Raw genomic sequence first — 21,574 nt, 5'->3', positions numbered from 1 at the left:
CGATGACGTCACTACTTTAACGGGATACGCCGATGCCGGAGAGTCGCTCGCACCGACACAACGGAGTGCACCATGCGTATCTTTCTGACCGGCGCGACCGGTTTCATCGGCGCGGCGCTGGTTCCCGAACTGCTCCAGGCCGGCCATCGCGTGCTCGGCATGACCCGCTCGGAGGCCGGCGCACAGGCGCTGCGCGCGGCCGGCGCCGAGGTCCACCACGGCACGCTCGAGGAGCCGGACAGCCTGGCGCGTGGCGCCGCGCAGGCCGATGCGGTGATCCACGCGGCGTTCGATCATGACTTCAGCAACTTCGCCGCGAACTGCGAGAAGGACAGACGCGCGATCGCGGCCCTCGGCGCGGCGCTGCACGGCTCCGATCGCCCGCTGCTGATCACCTCGGGCACCGGCGTGGGCAGCGGCGAACACGGCGCGCCGGCCAGCGAGGACGTGTTCAACGCCACCCATCCGAATCCGCGCATCGCCTCCGAGCAGGCCGGCAACGCGTTGCTCGAGGCCGGGATCAATGTCTCGGTGCTGCGGCTGCCGCAGGTCCATACCCCGTTTCGGCAAGGGCTGGTCACGCCGCTGGTGGCGATCGCGCGCGACAAGGGCGTGGTCGCCTATGTCGGCGACGGCAGCAACCGCTGGCCGGCGGGCCACCTGTCCGACGTGGTGCGGCTGTATCGTCTTGCGATCGAGAGGGCGCAGCCGGGCGCGCGTTATCACGCGGTGGGCGAGGAAGGCATCCGCAGCCGCGAGATCGCCGAGGCGCTGGGGCGCGGCCTGACGCTGCCGGTGGTGTCGATCGCGCCGGGCGAGGCGGCCGCGCATTTCGGCTGGATGGCGATGTTCGTGCAACTCGACATGCCGGCCTCGAGCGCGCTGACCCAGGCCAGGCTCGGCTGGACGCCGACCGGCCCGACGCTGATCGCGGATCTGGACGCAGGCAAGTTCGCCGCCTAGCCGGTCGGGGCGGCACATGCAGCGTCCTGCGGGTGCCGCGCCTTGTCTGCGGACGCGTCGCTGCTGGCTCAAGCGGCGTCTGTCGACGCCTGCTTCGCGCTGTCATCGGCCGCCGCGCCGTCGCGCAGTTGCTCGATATGGCTGGCGATCATCGCCGCCACCGTATCGGCCACCGCGCGGGCGCTCAGGCGGGTGTCGAACAGCAACTCCACGGTCGCATAGATCAGGTCGACCACGATGCGGCTGACCAGGCGCAGCTGGCGCGGGTCGGCATCGGGAAAGGCCTCGCTGAGGAAGCGCACCTGGCCCTTGGTCACCTGCGCATGCGAATCCAGGCGCACCTGCTGCAGCGCCGGCACCGCGCGCAACGCACGCAGCACCCAGACACCGCCTTCGGTCGCCTTGGTGACGCGGTAGGTATCCAGCACCAGTCCGGCCAGCGCGCGCTGCAACGCCTCGCGCGTGCCGCTCATCGCCTGCAGGGTGATCCACTTGGGGATGAGCTGGTTCTGCCGCTCCATCAGCCGCCGGCCCAGTTCCGACAGCAGCGCGTACTTGTTCGGGAAATAGCGGTACAGCGCCGGCGGCGTCAGCCCGGCCCGCGCGCACACCAGGTTGGTGGACAGCCGCTCCACGCCGACGTCGCCGAGCAGTTGCGCGGTGACCGAGAGGATCTGTTCATAGGTCTCGGTGGCGCGATGCTGGGCCGGCACCTTGTTCCCGGTCAGGCGCGGGCGGTGCGGTGCGGGGGAACGCGGCGTGTCGGCGGGCATGGGATCTCGATGGTGATGAAGCGGCACAGGCCGCGTTGCGGCGCGCATCGCCGCGGCCCTGCGCGCGCGGACGGCGCCGCAGCGCCGCTGCACGCGCCGACAACGCATATTACCGCGCGCGTCCCTGGCCCATCGGCAACGACGCTCAGCGCCGCGCCAACCAACCGCTGAGGCCGGCCGCCAGACGTTGCTGCAGGGCGGTGTACGGAGGAAAGAACGCCTTGACGATCGGCAGGCGCGCACCGTGCAGCAGCGCGCGCTCGTGCGAGAAGGTGCGAAAGCCGTGCACGCCGTGCGCACTGCCGAATCCCGAGGCGCCGACCCCGCCGAACGGCAGGCCGCTGTGCACGAACTGCTGCAGGCAGTGGTTGACCACCGCACTGCCGGAACTGGTGCGCGCCACTACCCGCGCGATGCCGGCGCGGTCGCGGCTCCACAGGTACAGCGCCAGCGGCTTGGGCGCGGCATCGAGTCGGTCGAGCACCTCCTCCAGGCGCTCGAACTCGACCACCGGCAGCACCGGGCCGAAGATCTCTTCCTGCGCGATGCGCGCCTGCGCCGGCACCTGCGCCAGCAGCGTCGGCGCCACGTAGCGCCGTGCCGCGTCGTGCTCGCCACCGGCCAGCAGTTGCGCTCCATTGGCGCACGCCTGGTCGATCAGCGCGGCCACGCGCGCGGCATGGGCCGGGTGGATCATGCGCGCCAGGTGCGGACTGGCGGCGACCGCCTGCGCGTCGGCACCGTAGCGCTGCACCAGCAGGGCGCGACAGTGCTTGAGCAGGCGCGCGCTGACGTCGCGATGCACGAACAAGGTATCCGGGGCGATGCAGGTTTGCCCGGCATTGACCAGCTTGGCCCAGACGATCACCTCGGCGGCGCGGCGCAGGTCGGCGCTGCGGTCGACGATCACCGGCGACTTGCCGCCCAATTCCAGCGTCACCGGCGTCAGCTGCCGCGCCGCCGCGGCCATCACCTGCCGGCCCACCGCCGCCGAGCCGGTGAAGAACACATGGTCGAACGGACAGGCCAGCAAGGCCTGCGCGGTGGCCGCCCCGCCCTGCACCAGGGCCACCTCTTCCGGCGCGAATGCCTCGTCCAGCACCGCCTGCAGCACCGCGTTGACCTGCGGGGTGAATTCGGAGGGTTTGATCAGCGCCGTGTTGCCGGCGGCCAACGCCGACACCAGCGGCCCCAGCACGGTGGCGACCGGGTAGTTCCAGGGCCCGATGATCAGGCAGCGGCCCTTGGGCTGGAACGCGATGCGCGCGCGCGTCCCCAGGGCAAGCAAGGTGGGCGCGACCTTGCGCGGACGCATCCAGCGCGGCAACTGCGCGATCGCGGTGGCGATCTCGTCGACCACCGGCAGCACTTCGGTCAACTCCACTTCCAGCGCCGGCTTGGCGAAATCGGCGGCGAAGGCGGCGATCAGCGCCTGCCGTCGCGCCAGCAGCGCATCGCGCAACGCACGCAGGCGGGCACGCCGCGCGTTCGCCGAGGCGCCGCGCCAGGCCAGCGCGGTGGCCTGCTGCGCGGCGAACAGTGCCGCGATCGTCTCCGGTGCGGTGTCCTGTACGGGCTCAGGCGACATCGTCGTTCTCGTGTCTGGCGGAGGTCGGCACCCCCGCTGCGCGTGGCAGCGCCCTGCCCTGCGTCACGCACGGCATGCCGGCACGCATCGCGGCGGCGATCAGTGCACGCGCGTGGCGCCCCTCATCGCGCATGCGAGCCGGCCTGCAAGGCAGTCGCATGGCGTTGTCGCCGGCCGATCCACAACGCCAGCAGCGCCGCGGCGAAAGCAAAGCCCAGGCCGACCAGCGGCACCGGCGCCGGATCGTCGGCGTGCAGCAGCAGCGAGGCCAGCAACGGCCCGCAGGCCGATCCGATCAATTGCGCGGCCGGCACCAGCACCGCCACCCGCCCCTGCGCATCGGCGCGCAACGCCAGGCCGACATGGAACGGCATCAGGAACATCCAGGCGAAGCCGAACGCCACACACACCGCCGCGAACCCGAGTGCCGGCGCGCCAGGAACCCGATACATCGCCGCGGCCACCAGGCACAGCGCCAGGCTGCCGAGGGTCAGCGTCGCCGTCACCGACAGCCGCCGCACCCAATAGATCGCCGCCAGCCCGCCGACGATCTGCATGCCCAGCACCCACGAGGTCTGCAGTTGCGCCGCGTGCGCGTCCAGTCCCGCGCGCAGCGCCAGCGGCTCCAGGTAGGCCCACAGCGCGCCGATCGCCGACATCTGCAGGAACGCCACCAGCAGCGGCGCCAGCGTCGCCGGCGACCAGCGCAGCCTGGCGGTGGCGGTCGCCGCGCACTGGATACCGGCAGCGGGGGCCTGGTTCGCCGCTGCCGGCAGGGCCGCCGCCAGCGGCAGCACCAGCAGGCAGGTCGCGGCCATGGCGACGAAACCGCCCTTCCAGCCGGCCGCCGGCAACACCCACAGCGCGAGCGCCGCCGCCAGCGCGATCTGCGCCAGCGCCTGCAGCACCATGAACACCGCGGTGACCCGGTCCGGCGTGGCCGCGCGCACGATGCTGACCGTGGCCACCCAGACCAACAACCCTTCGGCCAGGCCGGCGGCCGCACGCAGCGCGACGAAAGCCGCATCGCCCTGCGCCTGCACCGTGACCAGGTTCAGCGCCGCGGCCAGCAGCGCCGCCACCACCGCCGTGCTGCGCTGCCAGGACACCGGCAGCAGCGCATCGCCCAATGCCACGCCGATTCCCAGCGCGATGATCTCGCCCATCGCCACCACGCCGACGCCGGGCAGCGTGATCAGGCGCTGCTCGACCAGCGCGCCGAGCACGATCGGCTGCACGCCGAGAATCAGCAGGGCGATGGCGCCGATCGACAAGGCCGCCGCGAGCGGACGCGTGGCCTGGACGGCGCTTGCCGCGCTGGAGGACGGGGATGGCATGGCGGTCATCGCAGTGGACCCTCAGTAGCCTTTGCTTTCGACAGGCAATTCGCCCGCGGCGAAAGCCGCGGCGGCACGCCGCTGGTCCTTGCGCAGGCGCCCGTTGGCGATGCGCCGGACCCACCAGGGCAGTTCCCGCACCCGGCCCCCGGTAGCCGCGGCGAGGACGTAGGCCTTGGCGCATTTTTCGAACAATTCCACGTTCAGCGCCAGCCGCTGCGCGGTGATGCCCAGACACAGCGGGCGTCCGCCGAGGAGCAGCGCGCTGCCGCCATCCGGCGGTGCCGTCGCGAGCGCATCAGCCCCCGCCAGCGGCGCCGGCATCGCCCCGATGTGGCGGGCCTGCTCGTCGAACACCTGCGGCAGCACGCCGCCGACGTCGGCCAGGCGCAGGCCGAACAGACCGGCCGACCACGCAGTGGCGCCGACATCCGGACGCCGCGCGTACACCTGCGCGTGCACCTGCGCCGCGGGCGGCAGCGCCGGGTCGCGCCAGTCCAGCCACTGCGGCCGCTCCGCAGCGAGCGCGCCGCAGCACATCGCCGTGGTGCCAGGACAACGCAGCGCCAGCGCCGCCGCGTCGTCGCCGAGCAGGCGCTTGGCGGCGAGCCGCTCGCGGGTCTGCAGCCACAGCGCTTCGATGTGCGAGAGGGAGGGCATGCGCTACACCAGCTTGAACACGTCGTCGAAGCGATTCAGCGCCTCGTCCACCACCGCGTCGGTATCGGCGCGGCTGGTGTAGATGCGGCTGCCGGCCAGGGTGATCAGCCCGTGCGCGGAATACGCCGCGCCCATCTCCTCCATCATGTGCTTGCGCTCCTTGGCCTCGTTGCGCACGCGCCACAGCTTGTACAGGTTGCCGGTATCCAGCAGCAGCACGCCGGAGGTCTGCAGGTGCACGATCGAGCCCATGTTGTAGACCACGTACGGCAGGCCGAGGCGGCGGATGATCGCCTCCAGGCCCTGCCGCAGGCGATCGCCGGCGCGGCCGGCCTGGCCGGCGGCGTCGCTGCGCTGCGCCTCCAGCAAGGCGTGGTAGCCGGCCACGCAGGACAGCGGATTGGCCGACAGCGTGCCGCCGACGAAGGCCCGCCGCGCGGTGGTGCCGATGCCGCCGACCAGGCTCATCATCACCTCGCGGCGGCCGCCGATCGCGCCGGCCATCGGATAGCCGCCGGCCAGGCATTTGCCGAGCACGGTGATGTCCGGCATGACCCCGAAGTAGCCCTGCGCGCCGCCCGGGCCGAGCCGGAAGCCGGTGACCACCTCGTCGAAGATCAGCAGCGCGCCGAACTCGTCGCAGAGCTTGCGCACCTGACGGTTGTAGTCGTGATGCACCGGCCGCGTGCCGCTCTCCGGCCCCAGCGGTTCCAGCAGCACCGCCGCGGTGCCGCCGCGCAGGCGGTTGAACTGCAGCTTGCGGCGCAATGCCTCCAGATCGTTGGGGTGGCATTCCTGGGTGTAGGCGGTGGCGCCACGCGGGATGCCGATCGCCTCCATGCGCCCGGTGCCCGGCAGGCGCATGCCGTACACCAACTGGTCGCTCCAGCCGTGGTAGGCGCCGCCGATCTTGATGATCCATTTCTTGCGGGTGTGGGTGCGGGCCAAACGCACCGCGCCCATCACCGCCTCGGTGCCGGAGCCGAGCAGGCGCAGCATCTCCACTGCCGGCATGCTGGCGCAGACCAGTTCGGCCAGCTTGACCTCGTATTCGTGCAGCAGGCCGGTCACCGGGCCGCACTGGTCCAGCACGGCCTGCACGTGTTCGCGCAGTTCCGGCGGATTGGACCCGAGCAGGGTCGGGCCGCCGGCCTGCAGGAAGTCGATGTAACGGTTGCCGTCGACGTCGGTCAGGTACGCGCCCTCGGCGCTGTGCATCGCCAGCGGGAACGGATGGTTGAACGCCAGGTTGTGCTGCACGCCGCCGGGGATCACCTGCTTGGCCGCCTCGCCCAGGCGTTTTGAGCCCTGGCAACGCGCGTCGAAATAGCGCATCACCTTGGCCATGCCGGCGGCGCCGATCGGACGCATCGGCTGGTTCACCAGCGCATGGAAGCGCGCGTACAACTGGTCCACATCGGGCCACTGCGAAATGGCGGGGGTCTGGCTCATGGTCGGTGCCGGGTTCGGGGGAGCGGAAACGGAAAGCGCGTGCATGGGGTCAGGCCTCCAGGGCGGTGAGGACGGCACGCAACGGCGCGGCCAGGCCGGCGTCGTGCAGGGCGCGGCGTTCGATGCGGCGTGCCAGGTGTACGCGCGCCACCTGCTCCAGTGCATCCACCGCCGCCACGGCCTGCTCCAGGCTGCGGCCGCAACACAGCACGCCATGGTTGCGCATCAGGTAAGCGTTGCGCGACGGCCGCAGCTGGCGCGCCAGCAGCCAGGCCAGCAGCCCGGTGCCGGACGGGAAGTAACCGACCATCGGCACGCTGTGGCCGATCGTCACCTGCAACGCCGGGTCCTCCACCGCCAGCGCCGCGCCGAGTAACGCGCAGGCGCTGGCCACCGGCTGGTGGGTGTGGATGCTGCAGGCCACGTCGGGGCGGCGGCGCAGCACCTGCGCATGCAGCCCGGTCTCCACCGACGGCGTGGCGGCGCCCTCCAGTTGCCGCAGGTCGGCCAGGCGCACCACGCAGATGTCTTCGGCGCGCATCGCCAGGTAATCGATGGCCGACGGCGTCACCGCGAAGCGCTCGGCATCCAGGCGCAGCGCCACGTTGCCGCCGGTGCCGGCCAGGTAGCCGCGCCGCGACAACTCCACGCACAGCGCGACCACGCGCGCGCGTTGTTCATGGACAAACATGCTGGGGAACCTCCTGCACGCTCTCGGGAGCGGGATTCATGCGCCGGTAGATCGGCGCCAGGGTGCGCTGCAATTCGCGGAACGTCGCATAGCGATCGTCGTACAGCGCGCGCGTGGCCGCAGCGGGTTCGTACACCCGGCGTGCGCGTTGCAGCGCCGGCAGGTCGGCGAAGCGCAGCCGGCCCAGGCCCACGCCGGCGATGAAGGTGGCGCCGATCGCATTGGCCTGGATCGGGTTGTGCAGTTGCCGGATCGGCTGGCCGCTGACGTCGGCGATGATCTGGCACCACAGGTCCGACTGCGCGCCGCCGCCGACCGCGGCGACCACGCCGGGATCGCGGCCGAGCAGGCGCGCGAACGGCTCCATCATCCAGCGCGTGTTCAACGCCACCCCTTCCATGAAGGCGCGGATGATGTCCTCGCGGGTGTGCATCAGCGACAGGTTGACCAAGCCGGCGCGCAGGCTGTGATCCTCCACCGGGGTGCGCTCGCCGAACAGCCACGGCATGTACACCAGGCCGTTGGCCCCGGGCGGCACGCGCGCGGCGATGACGTTGAGCACCTCGTACACGTCCGGACGTTCTTCGTCGCGCAGCAGTTCGTCGGGATGGAACAGGATGCGGTCGCGCAGGAACGACAGGTTGGCGCCGGCGGTGGACTGCAGCGCGGTGGCCAGGTAACGCCCGCTCACCGCGCACGGCACCGCGGCGATGTTGCTGAACACATCGGTCTTCATCCGCGGCACGTGCGCGCCCAGCCACGACGAGGTGCCCAGGTACAGATGCGCGGCGTAGTCCTCGACCGCCGCGGCCACCGCCACCGCCGAGTTGTCGATGGCGCCAGCGATCACCCGGGTCTGCGGCGACAGGCCCAGCTGCGCCGCCACCTGCGGCAGCAGCGGCCCCAGCACCTCGGTGGAGGCCACCAGGTCCGGCAGCTTGTCGCGCTCGATGCCGAGCAGGCGCAGCAAGCCGTCGTCGTAGCGGATGCGCATCGGGTCGCGGTTGTCGGTCACCCACGTGGTGAGCACCGAGTCGGCGGTGGCGCAGAAGCGTCCGGTCAGGCGCAGGTTGAGATAGTCCAGCGCATTGAGGAACTTGTGCGTGCGCTGGTAGCGCTGCGGTTCGTGGTCGCGCAGGTAGGCGATGTGGCCGGCGCAGTCCTTGCCGCTGCCGGCTGGCGCGCCGCCGCTCAGGCGCAGCCAGCGCAGCAGCTTCAACGGCGCGTAACCGCGTACGTTGAGCCAGCGCCCGCGCAGGCGCCGCGCGATCGCCGCCTGCCCGCGCATGTCCAGCCACAACATGGCGTTGCCCAGCGCGCGGCCGTCGCGATCCACGCAGACGGTGCATTCGCCCTGGGTCGAGCAGCACACCGCGGTCACCCGCCGGCGCAGCGCCTCGCCGCCCTGCAGCACCGCCGCGGCGGTAACCAGCAGCGCGTTCCACCAGTCGCGCGGATCCTGCTCGGCGCAGACCCCGTGCACGTGCAGCGGCACCGGCTCGAATGCCCAGGCGATCACCTGGCCGTCCAGCGTGACCAGCGCGCACTTGCAGCCGGAGGTTCCCAGGTCCACCGCCAGCACCAGCGGTTGGTCGCCGCCCCGGTCGGCATCGAGCAGTTCGCTGCGCATGGGTCAGAACGTGTAGTCGATCGAAGCCACCAGGGTGTCGCCGTCGGTCTTGCGGATGCGCGCGCCGTCCTGCACCCAGTACAGTTCATGCGCGTTGACCCGGGTGCTGACCCAGTCCAGGTTCCAGTCCAGCCCCCAGCGCTTGTGGGTGACGCCGATCTGGTAATCGGCGAAGCTGCCCTCGCTGAAGTTGCGCAGCTTCTGGTAGCCGGCGTGCAGGCGCAGCGTGGTCGACGGCAATACCGACGGCAGCAGCGGCGTCTGGTAGTTGAGATCGCCCAGCAGCGTGCCGCGCGAGTCGTGCTCGCCACGCGCGAAGCAGCGCAGCGCCGTCGTCGGATCGGCGGCGAACTGCAGGATCTGCGCACACACCCCGCCGGTGTCGGCGCCGCGGTAGGTCTTGGAGAACACGTACAGCACACGGCCTTCGATCGCGCCGTAGCCGAGTTCGAGCACGCCGAAGTTGCTGTTGTAGTTGGTGCGGCGGATGTCCTCCGGCGTGCCGGTCTCCAGGTCGATCCGGTGCGGAGCCAGGAAACTGGCGCCGGGGAAGCGCTCGGTCGCCAGGCCGACACCGGCATGCCAGGCATCGGGATTGCCGAAGCGGTAGCCGGCCGCGGCGGTGATACCCAGGCCGTCGCCGTCGAGGAACTGTTTCTTGCTGACCTTGGCCACCTCCAGCAGCGCAACGAAGCCGCTGGCGTGCACGAACTGGGTGGTCCACTTCAGCGACGGGCGCATCAGCGAGTCGGACACGCTGCGCGTGCGCTGCTCGCTCATCAGCTTGATCTGGTTCTGGAACTCATAGTTGACCATGCCATCGGCGTCGGCCTGCTGGGCGTGGGCCCGGGCGCAGCAGGCGCCGTGCAGGGCCAGTGCGCCCGCGAGGGTCGCCATGAAGCGGACTGCAGTCATCTCAATCTCCCCTGGTTCGCTGAGGTGGGACGCGCGGCGACCGTCGGCGGCCCGCACGTCGATGGCGCCGGCGCGTTGCGCGCGCGGCGGGTGACTACTTGGCGCAGACCGGCGTGCTGGGCAGCGCCTGCACGCGGGTGAAGCGTTCGGTCTCGCCGAGCACTTCCACGCCGACAAAGGCGCGCAGGTCCAGCGATTTGCCGCTGGCGCGCAGCGTGGCCTTGTAGCGCTTGCCGCTGCGCGGATCGAAGGCCCAGCCGTCGCGCCAGGTGTCGCCGTCCTCGCGCGCCAGACGTGCGATCTGCACGCCGCAGGTATCGGTGGCGGTGCCGGCGTCCTTGTCCCAGACGATGCGCCCGCACAAGGCGGTGGCCGCATCCGCGCAGGGCGCGAACTCCACCACCGCGTCCTTGGCCGCGGTCAGCCACAGCCCCTGCGCAGCGGCCGGTGCGGCGCCTGCTGCAGCCGGCGCCAGCAGCCACCCCGCAATGACCACGCCGTACCACTTGATTCCCGGACTCGCCTGCATCGAACGCCCCCTCGCCATCGCGCAATTAAGTAGTGAAAACTACCGTATAGCGATCACTACCGTTTTGCAAGCACTGTCCGCGCGGCGTTCGCCGCGGGCGCGACGAAGCGTGCAACCGCTTGGATTTGAAGGGATTACCTGAGCGGCGCCATGCGTGCGTCGGCCGATCTTTGCGGCATCGCAACAGCCGACAGCGAACACAGCGGCCACGCATCGGCGCACGTCACGGCCACGGCATCGCAGTGCATGCGGCGAACGCGTCGGCCACAACAGCCAACGCCACAGCCGAGCGCGGCGCGCCGCCCGACTCGATCGGCAGTTTCAAAAAACGAGGAGGACAGAACGCTGGTCGGCGCTTGCGGCCACCAGACTGCAGCGGCAACCGCCACGGCATCGAGAATGGGGCCGCCGCACATGCGTGGCGGCATTGCCGATGCAGGCCAGTGCGAGAGGTGGCGACCGGCACGAGCGGCCGGTCGCAGGCAGCCGGCGATCGCACGGCCGCGGTGGCGGGGAACTCCCCGCTCACTGCATCGGCGCCTCCCGCAAGCGGGAGGCGCGCGTCTGGATCAGGCGTCCTTGCCGGACACGTGCCCGTCGATCTTCGAGGTCTGGTACAGCGCCATGCCGATGCGCTTGATCAGGCCGAGCTGCTGCTCCAGCCACCAGGCATGGTCTTCCTCGGTGTCGCGCAACTGCGCCAGCAGCACGTCGCGGCTGACGTAGTCGCCGTGCTGCTCGCACAGCTTCATGCCCGCGGCCAGGTTGGCGCGCACTTCGTACTCGACCTTCAGGTCCTTCTCCAGCATTTCCTCGACCGTGCGCCCGGGCTCGAAGGCATGCGGGCGCATGTCCGGGTCGCCCTCCAGGAACAAGATGCGCCGCAGCAGTGCATCGGCGTGCTCGGTCTCCTCCTCCATCTCGTGGTTGATGCGTTCGTACAGCGCCAGCAGGCCCTGGTCCTCGTAACGCCGCGAGTGGATGAAATACTGGTCGCGCGCGGCCAGTTCGCCGCACAGCAGCTCCTTGAGGCATTGCACAACGTCGGGGTGTCCCTTCATGGGCGGGCTCCGTGGGGTCGACTGAGGGCGCCATAGTGCCCGATGCCGCCGCGCCGCGTTCCAATCGGAATCATTCACATCCCGAGTCGCACCACCCACGATGCGTGACCCCGCGCACAGCGCGCCGCGCCTACGCGGGAACGACACGCATGCGTGTCTAGAATCGGAGACTTGTTACCGGAGAGAGACGATGCGCGGTCGATGGAAACGCCTGCTGCTGGGCACGCTGTTGCTGGCGGCCGCCATGGTCCTGGGCGTCTGGCTGCTGCTGCGCGGCAGCCTGGCCACGCTGGACGGTAACGCGCCGCTGCAGGGCCTGCAGGCGCCGGTGAGCATCCAGCGCGACGCACTGGGCACGGTCACCATCGAGGCTGCCGACGAAGCCGATGCGATGCGCGCGCTCGGCTACGTGCATGCGCAGGAGCGCTTCTTCGAGATGGATCTGCTGCGCCGCGCGGCCGCCGGCGAACTGTCCGAACTGGTCGGCCCGCACGCACTGGGCGTGGACAAGGCGCGCCGTGCGCAGCGCCTGCGGGCCCGCAGCAGCGCGCAACTGGCCGCATTCGCCGGCACGCACGCGGCGGCGCTGCAGGCCTACAGCGCCGGCGTCAACCAGGGCCTGCACGCGCTGCGGGTGCGGCCGTGGCCGTACCTGGTGCTGTTCGCCGCGCCGCGCGACTGGCAGCCGGTGGATTCGGCGCTGGCCGGCCAGGCGATGTACTTCGACCTGCAGGGCAAGCAGCTCGATCGCAAGCTGGAGCTGTACCGGCTGCAGCAGCGCTTGCCCGCACCGCTGTACGCCCTGCTGCGCCACGAAGGCAGCCGTTGGGACGCCGCGCTGGATGGCAGCGCGGTCGGCGACGCAGTGTTGCCCGATGCCAGCCAGATCGATCTGCGCAGGCTGCCAGGCGGCAGCGCCCAGGCCGACGCCGACGCGGTGGCTCCTACCGCGCCCGGCAGCAACAACTGGGCGATTGCCGGCAGCCGCACCGCCGACGGCCGCGCCATCGTCGCCAACGACATGCACCTGGGCCTGCGCGCGCCCAGCCTGTGGTTCCGGGTGCGCCTGCGCTATGCCGATGCGCAGGCGCCAGGCGGCCGCGTGGACGTGTCGGGGTTCTCCCTGCCCGGCCTGCCGGCGGTGATCGTCGGCAGCAATGGCCACATCGCCTGGGGCTTCACCAACAGCTATGCAGATACCGCCGACTGGTACCGGCTCACGCCCTGCGCCGCGACGCCGCAACCCGGCTGCACGCCGGTCACCGTACACAACGAACGGATCCGGGTGTCGGGCGCGCCCGACACCGTGCTGCGGGTGGAAGACACCGCCTACGGTCCGATCCTGCAGCATGAACCCGACGGCGGCGCCCTGGCATTGCGCTGGGCGGCGCAATTGCCGGGTGCGCTGAACCTGGGCCTGGCCGACTTCGCCCGCGCCACGTCCCTCCCCGATGCCTTCGCCCGCGCGCAACGCATCGCCACGCCCGCGCAGAACCTGGTGCTGGCCGACCGCGACGGCCACATCGGCTGGCGCGTGCTTGGCCCGCTGCCGCTGCGCGGCCCGCATTGCGCAGCCGATGCGGTGATGCACGACGTGCGCGCGTCGGTGCCGGCGGACGCGCGCTGCGCGCCGTGGCCGCTGTCCACCACCCAGTCGCCGCAGCGCATCGATCCCGCCGACGGGCAACTGTGGACCGCCAATGCCCGCGTGGTCGGCGGCGCCGAACTGGCACCGCTCGGCGACGGCGGCTACGCGCTGGGCGCGCGTGCCCAGCAGATCCGCGACGACCTGCGCCTGCATCCGCACCTCGACGAACAGCAGTTGCTGGCGATCCAGCTCGACGACCGCGCGCTGTTCCTGCAGCGCTGGTGGGCGCTGCTGCAGCAACGCGATGCCGGTGCGGCGACGCCGGCGCTGCACGCCGTGGCGCAGGCGGCGAAGCACTGGGAAGGCCGCGCCAGCACCGGTTCGGTGAGCTATACCCTGGTGCGCGCCTGGCGCCTGGCGGTGCTGACCCGGATCCGCGACGGCCTGATCGCACCGGCGCGTACAGGATCGGAGACCGATGCCGCGCCCCCGGCGCTGCCGCAACTGGAAGGCGTGGCCTGGCCGCTGTTGCAGCAACAGCCGCTGCACCTGCTGCCGCGCCGCTACGGCAGCTGGCAGGCGCTGGTGGAAGACGCCGCCGTCGAGGTGCGCACGCACCTGCAGGCCCAAGGCCCGCTGGACACGCGCCGCTGGGGCCTGGAGAACCGCGCAGCGATCTGCCATCCGCTGGCGCAGGGCCTGCCCGGGCCGCTGCGCGGCTGGCTGTGCATGCCGGACACCCCACTCCCCGGCGACGACAACATGCCGCGGGTGCAGCGCCCCGAATTCGGCGCCTCCGAACGCATGGTGGTAGCGCCCGGCCACGAGGCCGACGGCATCGTGCACATGCCGGGCGGCCAGAGCGGCCACCCGCTGTCGCCGTTCTGGGGCGCCGGCCACGCCGACTGGGTGCAGGGCCGTGCCACAAAGTTCCTGCCTGGCCCGACCCGGTACACGCTGACATTAAGCCCGACCGCACCACAATGACCTGATCTCGGTCCGCGCGGGCGCCTGTCCGCCCGCGCTGGCCTGCCGCCTTCCCTCCCCCCACTGCCGAGTCTGCCTACCGATGAAGCACCCTCCCCTGCTCGCCCTGTTGCTGCCGCTTGCCGCGGCCGTGTCGTTCTCCGCCAGCGCCGCACCGGCCGCCGACGCGCCCACTGCCGCCGCCGACTGCAGCGTGCGCGCCGAACCCGGCGACGACCTGCAGGCCGCGATCGACCGCGTCCCCAACGACGGCAAGCCCGCCACCGTGTGCCTGAGCGCGGGCGAGTTCCCGGTGAGCAAGCTGATCTCGATCCAGCGCGACGGCCTGCGCCTGCGCGGCCAGGGCGACAGCACCGTGCTGCGCATGCGCGACCACGTGCAGCAACCCACCATCGTCATCGGCGACTACCAGAACGAGCGCCCGATCCGGCCGATCCGCGACGTGCGCGTGGAGCAGTTGCAGATCGTCGGCGGCACCATCGACAAGGAGTTCATGCCCGAGCGCCCGTACCTGAGCAATAGCCTGGTGGTGGTGCGCAACGGCCAGAACATCCAGCTGACCCACCTGCGGGTGAGCAAGTGCCGCAGCGCCTGCCTGCTCAGCGAGTTCGACAGCCGCGACCTGCTGATCGCGCACAACGACGTTTCCGGCGCGACCTGGGACGGGGTGTCGTTCAACCGCACCGCCAAGGTCAAACTGATCGACAACGTGATCCACGACAACGTCGCCGCCGGCATCACCACCGAGCACCTGGAAGACAGCGAGATCCGCGACAACCGCCTGGAGCGCAACGGCAGCCAGGGCGTCTATCTGGCCGACGCGAGGCGCAACCTGTTCGCGGGCAACCAGTTCATCGACAACAAGGGCGCCGGGCTCTACCTGACCTGCTCGATCCGTCAGCGCACGCCGCAGATCCTGTGCTGGGACAACAGCATGAGCCAGGACAACACCTTCGAGAACAACACCTTCCGCGGCAATCCCTACACCTACACCATCGGCGTGGACAGCGCGGCCAACTGCACCGGGCCGGACTTCCGCCCCAACCTGTGGCGCAAGAACAACCAGGCCGATGCCTCGGGCATCGACATCCAGCCCGAACGCTACGGCCACTGCGTGCGCTTCGAGTAGGCGCACGCAGCCGCCGCACCTGCGACATGCCACTGCTGCCTCGGCAGGGTGGCGTTGCGGCTTGGCGCGGCAGGCGCACGCCAGGCTTCGCGCCTGCGCATGACGGCGCCCGGGTCTGTGCGCCCGGTATCCCCTGCTTCGCCCGCCCTACGCCGCACGCCTGCCCGCCACCCTGACCACGGCGGGTGCGCCGGCGAACGCGGCAAGCCCCTCAAGCTCTCCCTGCAGCGGCCGCTAACCGGTGACGACGCCCCAGCGACCGACGGACCGCGCTGGACCACCGATCGGCCGTGCCGCGCAGGCGCTGGAGTGTCGCCGCGCGCTCTGGGAGAGCAGATGAACTACCACCTTCATGTCCGCCGCACCCTCGAACGGCCGATCCTGGCGATCCAGGGCCTGACCCTGTGCGTCTGGCTGGCGCTGCTGCTGTGCAACCCCTACCTGCGCCATCCGCTGGACCCGCGCTACGCGCTGGCGTTCGTCGCCATGCTCGGCAGCGGCTTGGTCATGCGCATGGCCAGGCAATCCTGGCAATGGCGGCTGGGCGCCTTCCTGTCGGTGATCGCGTTCGACGCCGCGTTCCGGCTGCAACTGCATCACATGGGCGGCGCCAGCGTGAGCTGGATGCTGCCGGTGGCGGTGACCCTGAGCCTGGGCTACAGCGTGCTGTTCAGCCACGCGCGCGACTATCTGCTGGCCCTGGCCTGCACCTGGGCGATCATGCTCGGCTGGCACGACAGTCTGGTGCCGAGCGCGACCGACCTGCCGCTGCTGGAACTCCTGGTGGCGGCGGTGACGATCATCGGGCTGGCCATGAACCACGTCGTCGTGACCGCCCTGCGCAGCAACTACGCGCATCGGGAAAACGATCGACGCCTGGCCGCCACCGATGCACTGACCGGACTTCCCAACCGGCGCGCGCTCATCGCCGAGCTGGAGGCGGCGATCGGCGCCCGGCATGCCGTGCAGCTGGCCATGCTGGAGATCGACGACTTCGAGCGGATCGGCGCCGAGCACGGCCACCACGTCGGCGATGCGGTGCTGCAGGCGCTGGCGACGGAGCTGGTGCGGCTGGATCCGCGCTGCCGTGTCGGCCGCCTCGGCGGCGAGGAATTCGGCCTGCTGTTCGAGGGTGTGTCGCAGGCCAAGGCGAGCGAACGGCTGCAGCGCCTGCAGCAGCGCATCCGCAACCTGCGCGTGGACGGGGCCGCGTTCACCTGCAGCGTCGGCCTGGCCTCACTGCCGGCCGGCGGCGAGGTGTCGGACCTGCTCGCACGCGCCGACCGCGCCTTGTCTGCAGCGCGGCACGCGGGCGACGGCAGCCTTTGCCTGGACGGCGCCACGCCGGCCGCGGCCGGCACGCCCACAACGTTCGCGCACGATCCCGTTCTGCCGGCGGCCACACCGCTGTAGCGCGAGGCCGGCAGATAGGGGGTGACGGCGTCCCTCGCCCCCACCGCGCGCCCGCACATCACCAACCCGCCGGGACGCAGCACTGAGCAGCACATGACGTACCCGGAGCACATCCGCCACCTGTTGGGCCGCTCGACCACGGCCATTCAAGCGCTGACCCTGTCGATCTGGGTGGCGACGCTGCTGCTCAATCCGTATCTGCAGCGGCCATGGCCCCTGGCCAACGCGATGCTGCTCGCCGCCATGCTCGGCGCCGTCGCCAGCACCCTGCTGGTTCGCCGCTTCTGGCAAGGGCGCATGAGCGGCGCACTCTACGTGCTGCTGCTGTCGTGGGCATACCAGGTCGAACTGCGCCAGATGGGCCCACACGGCACATTCTGGTGGCTGCCGACGACCGCCACGCTGTGCCTGGGCATCAACCTGCTCTTCCCCTTCACCAGAGACTACCTGCTAGCGCTGGCCTACATCTGGGCGATCATGTTGATCAGCCGACCGCTGCCGCTGGCCGCCGATGGCGATCCAGCGCTGCTGGGGCTGCTGGTCGTGGCGGTTTCGCTGATCGGCGTGGCGATGAACCGCACGTTCGCGCGGAGCATGCTGATCACTTACCAATTGAAGGAAGACTACCGACGCATTTCCGAGACCGACGCGCTCACCGGGTTGGCCAACCGGCGCGCCCTAATGGCGCAGTTGCATGCGCTGGCGAGCGGGCGCCGCGATTGCGGCACGCTGCAATTCGCGATGCTGGATATCGACGATTTCAAGCAGGTCAACGACACCCATGGTCACGATGTCGGCGACGCCGTGTTGCGCGCGCTAGCCGCGGAGCTGACGACGCTGGAGCAAGGCTGCCGGGTCGGCCGGCTCGGCGGCGAGGAATTCGGGATCGTGATCAACGGCATGAGCGACACGCAGACCGAGGATCTCTTACAGCGGTTGTTGGAACGGGTGAAGCGGACCAGCGCAAAGCGTGTGGCCTTCACGTTCAGCGCCGGTGTCGCGGGCATGCGTCCGGACGGCGACATCTCCGATCTGCTCAAGCGTGCCGACCGTGCGCTGTACGCGGCCAAGCGCGACGGCAAGAGCCGGATCCGCACGGACAGCCACACACCGCCAGCAACCATGGCCGCCCTGCAGCATGCGCCCAACAGCGCGACGCAGGCCACGGATTCGGCATAACTGCAGGCTCGACTCGCGGTTACACGCGCGCATGCAACTCAGGCCCAGGCCCAACACGCTCATCAGCACCGCACTGAGCCGGTCCAGGGGCCGCCGCGAGCGCATCCACCAGCGCGAATCAGACCGCGTGGATGACGAACGGCAGCAGGCTGGCGCGCTCATCCTATCGTTCTGCGCGCGCATCCCGGCCACCGTGCGGCCGGAGGGGTCGGCAATCCTCGCGCGAAACTAGCGTCACGGCGATCGCAACTGGCGAGGAACAGGCGATCAGCTTGCCACCGTGGCCATCTCGGCATCGGTCGGATTAGCGGTGGTTTACCGGACCATTGATGCGCCGAAATCGGATCGGACTACGTTGCGGGAACGCAACCGCTAGGTGAATCAGGGATGACGCCATGGTTGGAGCCGCGCTGGCAGACGGCGATGCGTGGCACGAGCAGCCACAAGCAGACCAGAGCTGGCAGACCGAGCACACCGCAGGCAACTTGCCATGCGATGCGCATGCGGCGCGAGAGATGCGTCAGACGCAAACGCATCGAGGCGGCCACGGCGGAAGCAAGCATCAAGCCAATTGCCAACAGGCCGATGCCGCTGGGCATAGGTCCCGGAGCGGTCACTGTCAGTCGCGAGTTGGGAGCAAAAAGCGCCTTGGCGTACTCCTGTAGTAGATGCAGCACCGGCGACGGCCACCAGACGCGATAACGATGAATCGCCGGATAGTCGAAGGCGAGTTTTCGCCATTGGACGATGTCAGACCGACCATCGGCACGCACGCGCAACAGAAGAATCGCGGGGACAGCGCCATCCGCGGCATGCGCCTGTTCGGAGTACGTCAGGCAGACCAGGTAGCCGTCTGGCAATTCGATCAGGTCCAGCTTGCTCAAGTCGCCGATCGCGCCTGGCAGTGGAATGCGGACACGTTTTCTTGCAACAACACCATCGTGCGCAGGCTCAACAAAATAAAGCGCTCGATCGCTGAGCAGCATCATTCGACTGCCGACGCGACCCAAGCCTGCCAGCACTTCTCCAGCGTCGACCGATACGTAAGGAAGAACCTTCTTTTCTGAACTTGCATAGCGATATAGGGTGTCGCCTCCGACTAGGGCGACGTCGCTACCAGGCCATCCTGATAGGTTGCCGATGGGAAGTACCACGCGCGGGAATGCGTGCCCCTGCACAGCGACTCCCAAGCTTCCGACGAATTGACCGTCCAACAGGCTATAGCCGTTCAGGCGCATGCTGTCATGGCTGAATACCCAGCGAATGTTGCGTTCCGCGTCGTCGAACCGCATCGGTGCGACGTTGGCCAATTCATTGCGTTGCGGTTGCTTGCCGAGGCGGATGTCGAGACCCGAGGGCTTTGCGCTCTTCACCGCAATGGCCAACTGACCGGCATCGGGATATCTGCTGTCACGCAGCGCAGCCAACATCCTTTTGCGCGGCTCCATTTTTTCGACCTCGATGTGTCCGCCAGGAGGCGGGACCGCCATATTGAGCGGATGCGATCCTTGCGCGATCCACACCAATTCCAGCGCGAAAAGCACCAGAACCATCAGCATGTAGATTCCCATCGACAGCGGTATTGCAAGCAGCAATGTCGCCCGCACCCCATCCACTGGAGCCTCCGGATTCGGCCTGAATGCCTCAATCAACAAGGCGCCCAACCAGAACAGCGCGACCAGTTCGACTGCAATCATGCCCACCCCGGTTGCGCGGGCGAAGACCGGCCAGGCAAGCAACGCCAGAGCGGCAGCCGCCTGACGCGGGCCACGCAAGACGCAGAAGGCGCCAGCAAGGTATCCCGACATGGCGACGCACAAAGCCGACAAGGCCAGCAGCCAATGGCGCACATCCACAACATGCCCAGCGATTTTACATTGCCAGACTGCGATCAAGAGGAGTGGCAGCACCACCGCGAGCAGCATCAATAGCCCCCCCGTTGCAATGAATGCGATGGCGATATGTTCATGAGGCAGCGGCCGGTGGAGCAGGCTCAGCCATTGACTGGGTCGACGGTAGCTTCCCACGTGGTAGACGCCAAGCAGCCACCCAGCTAGCCCGTAGACGCCGCCGACGACCCAATGCATCCAGAGCGGCTGCTGACCTAGATCGGCAATGCGGGCAAAGAATGCCAATGCACCCAGATGGACCAGAGCCGCAAGGATCGCCCATGTCCGGAAACGCATGAATTCAATCCTCAGCAGACACCACATGCTTCTTCTCCGGGAACACGTCAGTGCAAGAATGGGACCGTATCGCCCCTGCCGAGAAATGCATTGACCGCACGATCCAGACTGACAGGCATCGAATTGATCGACCGCGCGCCCGCTGCATGCAGGAAATCGGCGAATCCCTCGTTCTGGTCAAGCACCAAATAGTGATGCAGGCCGGCAAGCCGGCGCGCCTCCAAAAGACCTGGGATGCTGTCGTGCGCAGGCCCCTTGAAGGGAATATCGGCTACCCAGTAGGTCACCCGCGCGCAGAACGCTTCCGGCGTCGACATATGCCGGAGCTGACCGTTGCCCAATACGATCAGGTTGTCCGCGACGCGCTCGATCTCGTCCATTTGGTGCGAACAGTAGATGATCGTGCAATCCTCCACGACGTTGTCCTGGAGCAGCGATTCCAGGAAGGCTCGCTTGGCCACTACATCCAGACCAAGCGTGGGCTCATCCAGCAATAGCAACTGCGGACGCTGAGCCAGCGCCAATGCAAGGTTGAATACAGCGCGCTCGCCCCGCGAAAGCTGGGAGATCCGCTGACGCGGCACCAAGCGGCAGCGACCGATCGCATTGTCGAGGATCGAATGGCTCCAGCGCGAGTACTGGCGGCGTTGCATTTCTATCAACTCGTGCACCCGCATCCATCCCGGAAGCGTGTGTTCTTCGTTCACGAACCCGATACGGCCACGGTCTTCCGGTGTGAGCAGTTGGCTGTCGCGGCCGAGTATGCGTGCTTGCCCACCACTTGGCGCGAGAAAACCGAGCAGGATGCGAAACAGGGTGGATTTGCCGGCGCCGTTGGCGCCCACGATGGCGTGGACGCCCCCGCATGGGATGTGCAGGTCTAGGCTGTCCAGCACAAGCGTGCTGCCATAGCGCTTGGTGAGATTGACGGCTTCCACCACGAACTCGTTTGCAACATTCATGCGATGTCCTGCGCAGTGTTCGTTTGATTGATCACGCGATCTTTCGCGGCAAGGCCCGGAGCAGACCTTGCTGGATGCGTTCCTGTACCGTTTCGGCGGAAAAACCGAGCGGAACCACGTCGTGGATCAAGCGATCGACCGCTTCGTCCAAACGACGCCCGCGTTCAACATCCGAAAGCCGCTGCCGCGGCGGGGCAACGTAGAAACCCATGCCTTGCCGCGAATCCAACCAACCCTCTGCGACGAGCTCGGCATACGCCTTGACCACCGTATTGGGATTGACGGCCAACTGCTGAGCAAGACCGCGCACACTTGGCAATTGCTCGCCATGAGCGATCTTTCCCGTGGCAATGCTCATACGCACCGCATCGATGATCTGACGGACGATAGGACGAGCATCTCCGGTCGCGATCTGAATCATCAAGGCAGCCATACGCGCCATATTTCCCACCCCATTGATTTGTACTAATACAAATAGTACAGTCAAGCACTCCCCACTGTCCAGCCATACGTCACCCGCCGCACGTGTAC

The 21,574-nt window shown here is 69.1% G+C and carries 18 protein-coding genes; 5 read left to right on the top strand and 13 right to left on the bottom strand.

Annotated elements, in window-relative coordinates; genetic code table 11:
* Positions 1–72 precede the first annotated feature (72 nt).
* On the top strand, positions 73–963 hold the full coding sequence (locus AC1G9L_RS08335; RefSeq protein WP_019800770.1) for an NAD-dependent epimerase/dehydratase family protein: 891 nt from the start codon (positions 73–75) through the stop codon (positions 961–963).
* A 68-nt stretch (positions 964–1,031) separates the two neighbouring features.
* On the opposite strand, the gene AC1G9L_RS08330 is transcribed toward AC1G9L_RS08335, so the two are convergent.
* The 10 genes from AC1G9L_RS08330 to bfr form a co-directional block, all read right to left on the bottom strand.
* On the bottom strand, positions 1,032–1,736 hold the full coding sequence (locus tag AC1G9L_RS08330) for a TetR family transcriptional regulator (RefSeq protein WP_019800769.1): 705 nt from the start codon (positions 1,734–1,736) through the stop codon (positions 1,032–1,034).
* Between the two features lie 145 nt (positions 1,737–1,881).
* Positions 1,882–3,324 (bottom strand): aldehyde dehydrogenase family protein, encoded by a 1,443-nt coding sequence (locus tag AC1G9L_RS08325; protein WP_481070671.1) that lies wholly within the window; start codon positions 3,322–3,324, stop codon positions 1,882–1,884.
* A 122-nt stretch (positions 3,325–3,446) separates the two neighbouring features.
* Positions 3,447–4,598 carry an MFS transporter gene (locus AC1G9L_RS08320; protein WP_481071067.1) on the bottom strand — a complete coding sequence of 384 codons (1,152 nt, stop codon included), beginning with the start codon at positions 4,596–4,598 and terminating at the stop codon, positions 3,447–3,449.
* 84 nt (positions 4,599–4,682) lie between these two features.
* A complete protein-coding gene (locus tag AC1G9L_RS08315) occupies positions 4,683–5,321 on the bottom strand; it encodes a hypothetical protein (RefSeq protein WP_481070669.1) in 639 nt (212 codons plus the stop codon).
* Positions 5,322–5,324: 3 nt separating this feature from the next.
* The gene (locus tag AC1G9L_RS08310; protein WP_010344010.1) at positions 5,325–6,773 is read right to left on the bottom strand and encodes an aspartate aminotransferase family protein; all 1,449 of its coding nucleotides are present in this window, start codon (positions 6,771–6,773) and stop codon (positions 5,325–5,327) included.
* 49 nt (positions 6,774–6,822) lie between these two features.
* Positions 6,823–7,464 (bottom strand): class II aldolase/adducin family protein, encoded by a 642-nt coding sequence (locus AC1G9L_RS08305; protein WP_481070667.1) that lies wholly within the window; start codon positions 7,462–7,464, stop codon positions 6,823–6,825.
* Complete coding sequence (locus AC1G9L_RS08300) at positions 7,451–9,094, bottom strand: xylulokinase (protein WP_481070666.1); 1,644 nt, start codon at positions 9,092–9,094, stop codon at positions 7,451–7,453. The genes AC1G9L_RS08305 and AC1G9L_RS08300 overlap by 14 nt, the downstream gene beginning before the upstream one ends.
* 3 nt (positions 9,095–9,097) lie before the next feature.
* Positions 9,098–9,991: a TorF family putative porin gene (locus AC1G9L_RS08295; protein ID WP_481070664.1), complete on the bottom strand. Its 894-nt coding sequence runs from the start codon at positions 9,989–9,991 to the stop codon at positions 9,098–9,100.
* A 112-nt stretch (positions 9,992–10,103) separates the two neighbouring features.
* Positions 10,104–10,538: a DUF2147 domain-containing protein gene (locus tag AC1G9L_RS08290; protein WP_010344014.1), complete on the bottom strand. Its 435-nt coding sequence runs from the start codon at positions 10,536–10,538 to the stop codon at positions 10,104–10,106.
* 569 nt (positions 10,539–11,107) lie between these two features.
* Positions 11,108–11,599 (bottom strand): bacterioferritin, encoded by a 492-nt coding sequence (gene bfr, locus AC1G9L_RS08285; protein WP_481070662.1) that lies wholly within the window; start codon positions 11,597–11,599, stop codon positions 11,108–11,110.
* A 190-nt stretch (positions 11,600–11,789) separates the two neighbouring features.
* Between bfr and AC1G9L_RS08280 the strand changes: the two genes are divergently transcribed.
* From AC1G9L_RS08280 to AC1G9L_RS08265, 4 genes are all read left to right on the top strand, one after another.
* Entirely contained in the window at positions 11,790–14,174 is a 2,385-nt protein-coding gene (locus AC1G9L_RS08280; protein ID WP_481070660.1) for a penicillin acylase family protein, read from the top strand.
* Positions 14,175–14,256: 82 nt separating this feature from the next.
* Complete coding sequence (locus AC1G9L_RS08275) at positions 14,257–15,303, top strand: right-handed parallel beta-helix repeat-containing protein (RefSeq protein WP_019800149.1); 1,047 nt, start codon at positions 14,257–14,259, stop codon at positions 15,301–15,303.
* A gap of 336 nt (positions 15,304–15,639) precedes the next feature.
* Positions 15,640–16,716, top strand: a complete 1,077-nt coding sequence (locus tag AC1G9L_RS08270) for a diguanylate cyclase domain-containing protein (protein WP_019800150.1) — start codon at positions 15,640–15,642, stop codon at positions 16,714–16,716.
* A 93-nt stretch (positions 16,717–16,809) separates the two neighbouring features.
* Positions 16,810–17,895, top strand: a complete 1,086-nt coding sequence (locus AC1G9L_RS08265; RefSeq protein WP_019800151.1) for a diguanylate cyclase domain-containing protein — start codon at positions 16,810–16,812, stop codon at positions 17,893–17,895.
* A gap of 350 nt (positions 17,896–18,245) precedes the next feature.
* Here the strand turns inward: AC1G9L_RS08265 and AC1G9L_RS08260 are convergent, their stop codons facing one another.
* The 3 genes from AC1G9L_RS08260 to AC1G9L_RS08250 are packed head-to-tail and all read right to left on the bottom strand — an operon-like array spanning position 18,246 to position 21,464.
* On the bottom strand, positions 18,246–20,108 hold the full coding sequence (locus AC1G9L_RS08260; protein ID WP_019800153.1) for a hypothetical protein: 1,863 nt from the start codon (positions 20,106–20,108) through the stop codon (positions 18,246–18,248).
* A 20-nt stretch (positions 20,109–20,128) separates the two neighbouring features.
* Positions 20,129–21,043 (bottom strand): ATP-binding cassette domain-containing protein, encoded by a 915-nt coding sequence (locus AC1G9L_RS08255; protein WP_019800154.1) that lies wholly within the window; start codon positions 21,041–21,043, stop codon positions 20,129–20,131.
* A 31-nt stretch (positions 21,044–21,074) separates the two neighbouring features.
* Positions 21,075–21,464, bottom strand: coding sequence for a GntR family transcriptional regulator (locus AC1G9L_RS08250; protein WP_481070657.1), 390 nt, complete (start codon positions 21,462–21,464; stop codon positions 21,075–21,077).
* Positions 21,465–21,574 lie beyond the last annotated feature (110 nt).

This window comes from Xanthomonas sp. NCPPB 1132 (genome assembly GCF_056629235.1).
This window is presented reverse-complemented; position numbering and strand designations above follow the sequence as displayed.

Excerpts from the sequence above, each read along its gene's own strand:
- AC1G9L_RS08335 (WP_019800770.1), top strand. The coding sequence starts at position 73 with ATGCGTATCTTTCTGACCGGCGCGACCGGTTTCATCGGCGCGGCGCTG.
- AC1G9L_RS08330 (WP_019800769.1), bottom strand. The coding sequence starts at position 1,736 with ATGCCCGCCGACACGCCGCGTTCCCCCGCACCGCACCGCCCGCGCCTG.
- AC1G9L_RS08325 (WP_481070671.1), bottom strand. The coding sequence starts at position 3,324 with ATGTCGCCTGAGCCCGTACAGGACACCGCACCGGAGACGATCGCGGCA.
- AC1G9L_RS08315 (WP_481070669.1), bottom strand. The coding sequence starts at position 5,321 with ATGCCCTCCCTCTCGCACATCGAAGCGCTGTGGCTGCAGACCCGCGAG.
- AC1G9L_RS08310 (WP_010344010.1), bottom strand. The coding sequence starts at position 6,773 with ATGAGCCAGACCCCCGCCATTTCGCAGTGGCCCGATGTGGACCAGTTG.
- AC1G9L_RS08305 (WP_481070667.1), bottom strand. The coding sequence starts at position 7,464 with ATGTTTGTCCATGAACAACGCGCGCGCGTGGTCGCGCTGTGCGTGGAG.
- AC1G9L_RS08300 (WP_481070666.1), bottom strand. The coding sequence starts at position 9,094 with ATGCGCAGCGAACTGCTCGATGCCGACCGGGGCGGCGACCAACCGCTG.
- AC1G9L_RS08295 (WP_481070664.1), bottom strand. The coding sequence starts at position 9,991 with ATGGCGACCCTCGCGGGCGCACTGGCCCTGCACGGCGCCTGCTGCGCC.
- AC1G9L_RS08290 (WP_010344014.1), bottom strand. The coding sequence starts at position 10,538 with ATGCAGGCGAGTCCGGGAATCAAGTGGTACGGCGTGGTCATTGCGGGG.
- bfr (WP_481070662.1), bottom strand. The coding sequence starts at position 11,599 with ATGAAGGGACACCCCGACGTTGTGCAATGCCTCAAGGAGCTGCTGTGC.
- AC1G9L_RS08280 (WP_481070660.1), top strand. The coding sequence starts at position 11,790 with ATGCGCGGTCGATGGAAACGCCTGCTGCTGGGCACGCTGTTGCTGGCG.
- AC1G9L_RS08275 (WP_019800149.1), top strand. The coding sequence starts at position 14,257 with ATGAAGCACCCTCCCCTGCTCGCCCTGTTGCTGCCGCTTGCCGCGGCC.
- AC1G9L_RS08270 (WP_019800150.1), top strand. The coding sequence starts at position 15,640 with ATGAACTACCACCTTCATGTCCGCCGCACCCTCGAACGGCCGATCCTG.
- AC1G9L_RS08265 (WP_019800151.1), top strand. The coding sequence starts at position 16,810 with ATGACGTACCCGGAGCACATCCGCCACCTGTTGGGCCGCTCGACCACG.
- AC1G9L_RS08260 (WP_019800153.1), bottom strand. The coding sequence starts at position 20,108 with ATGTGGTGTCTGCTGAGGATTGAATTCATGCGTTTCCGGACATGGGCG.
- AC1G9L_RS08255 (WP_019800154.1), bottom strand. The coding sequence starts at position 21,043 with ATGAATGTTGCAAACGAGTTCGTGGTGGAAGCCGTCAATCTCACCAAG.
- AC1G9L_RS08250 (WP_481070657.1), bottom strand. The coding sequence starts at position 21,464 with ATGATTCAGATCGCGACCGGAGATGCTCGTCCTATCGTCCGTCAGATC.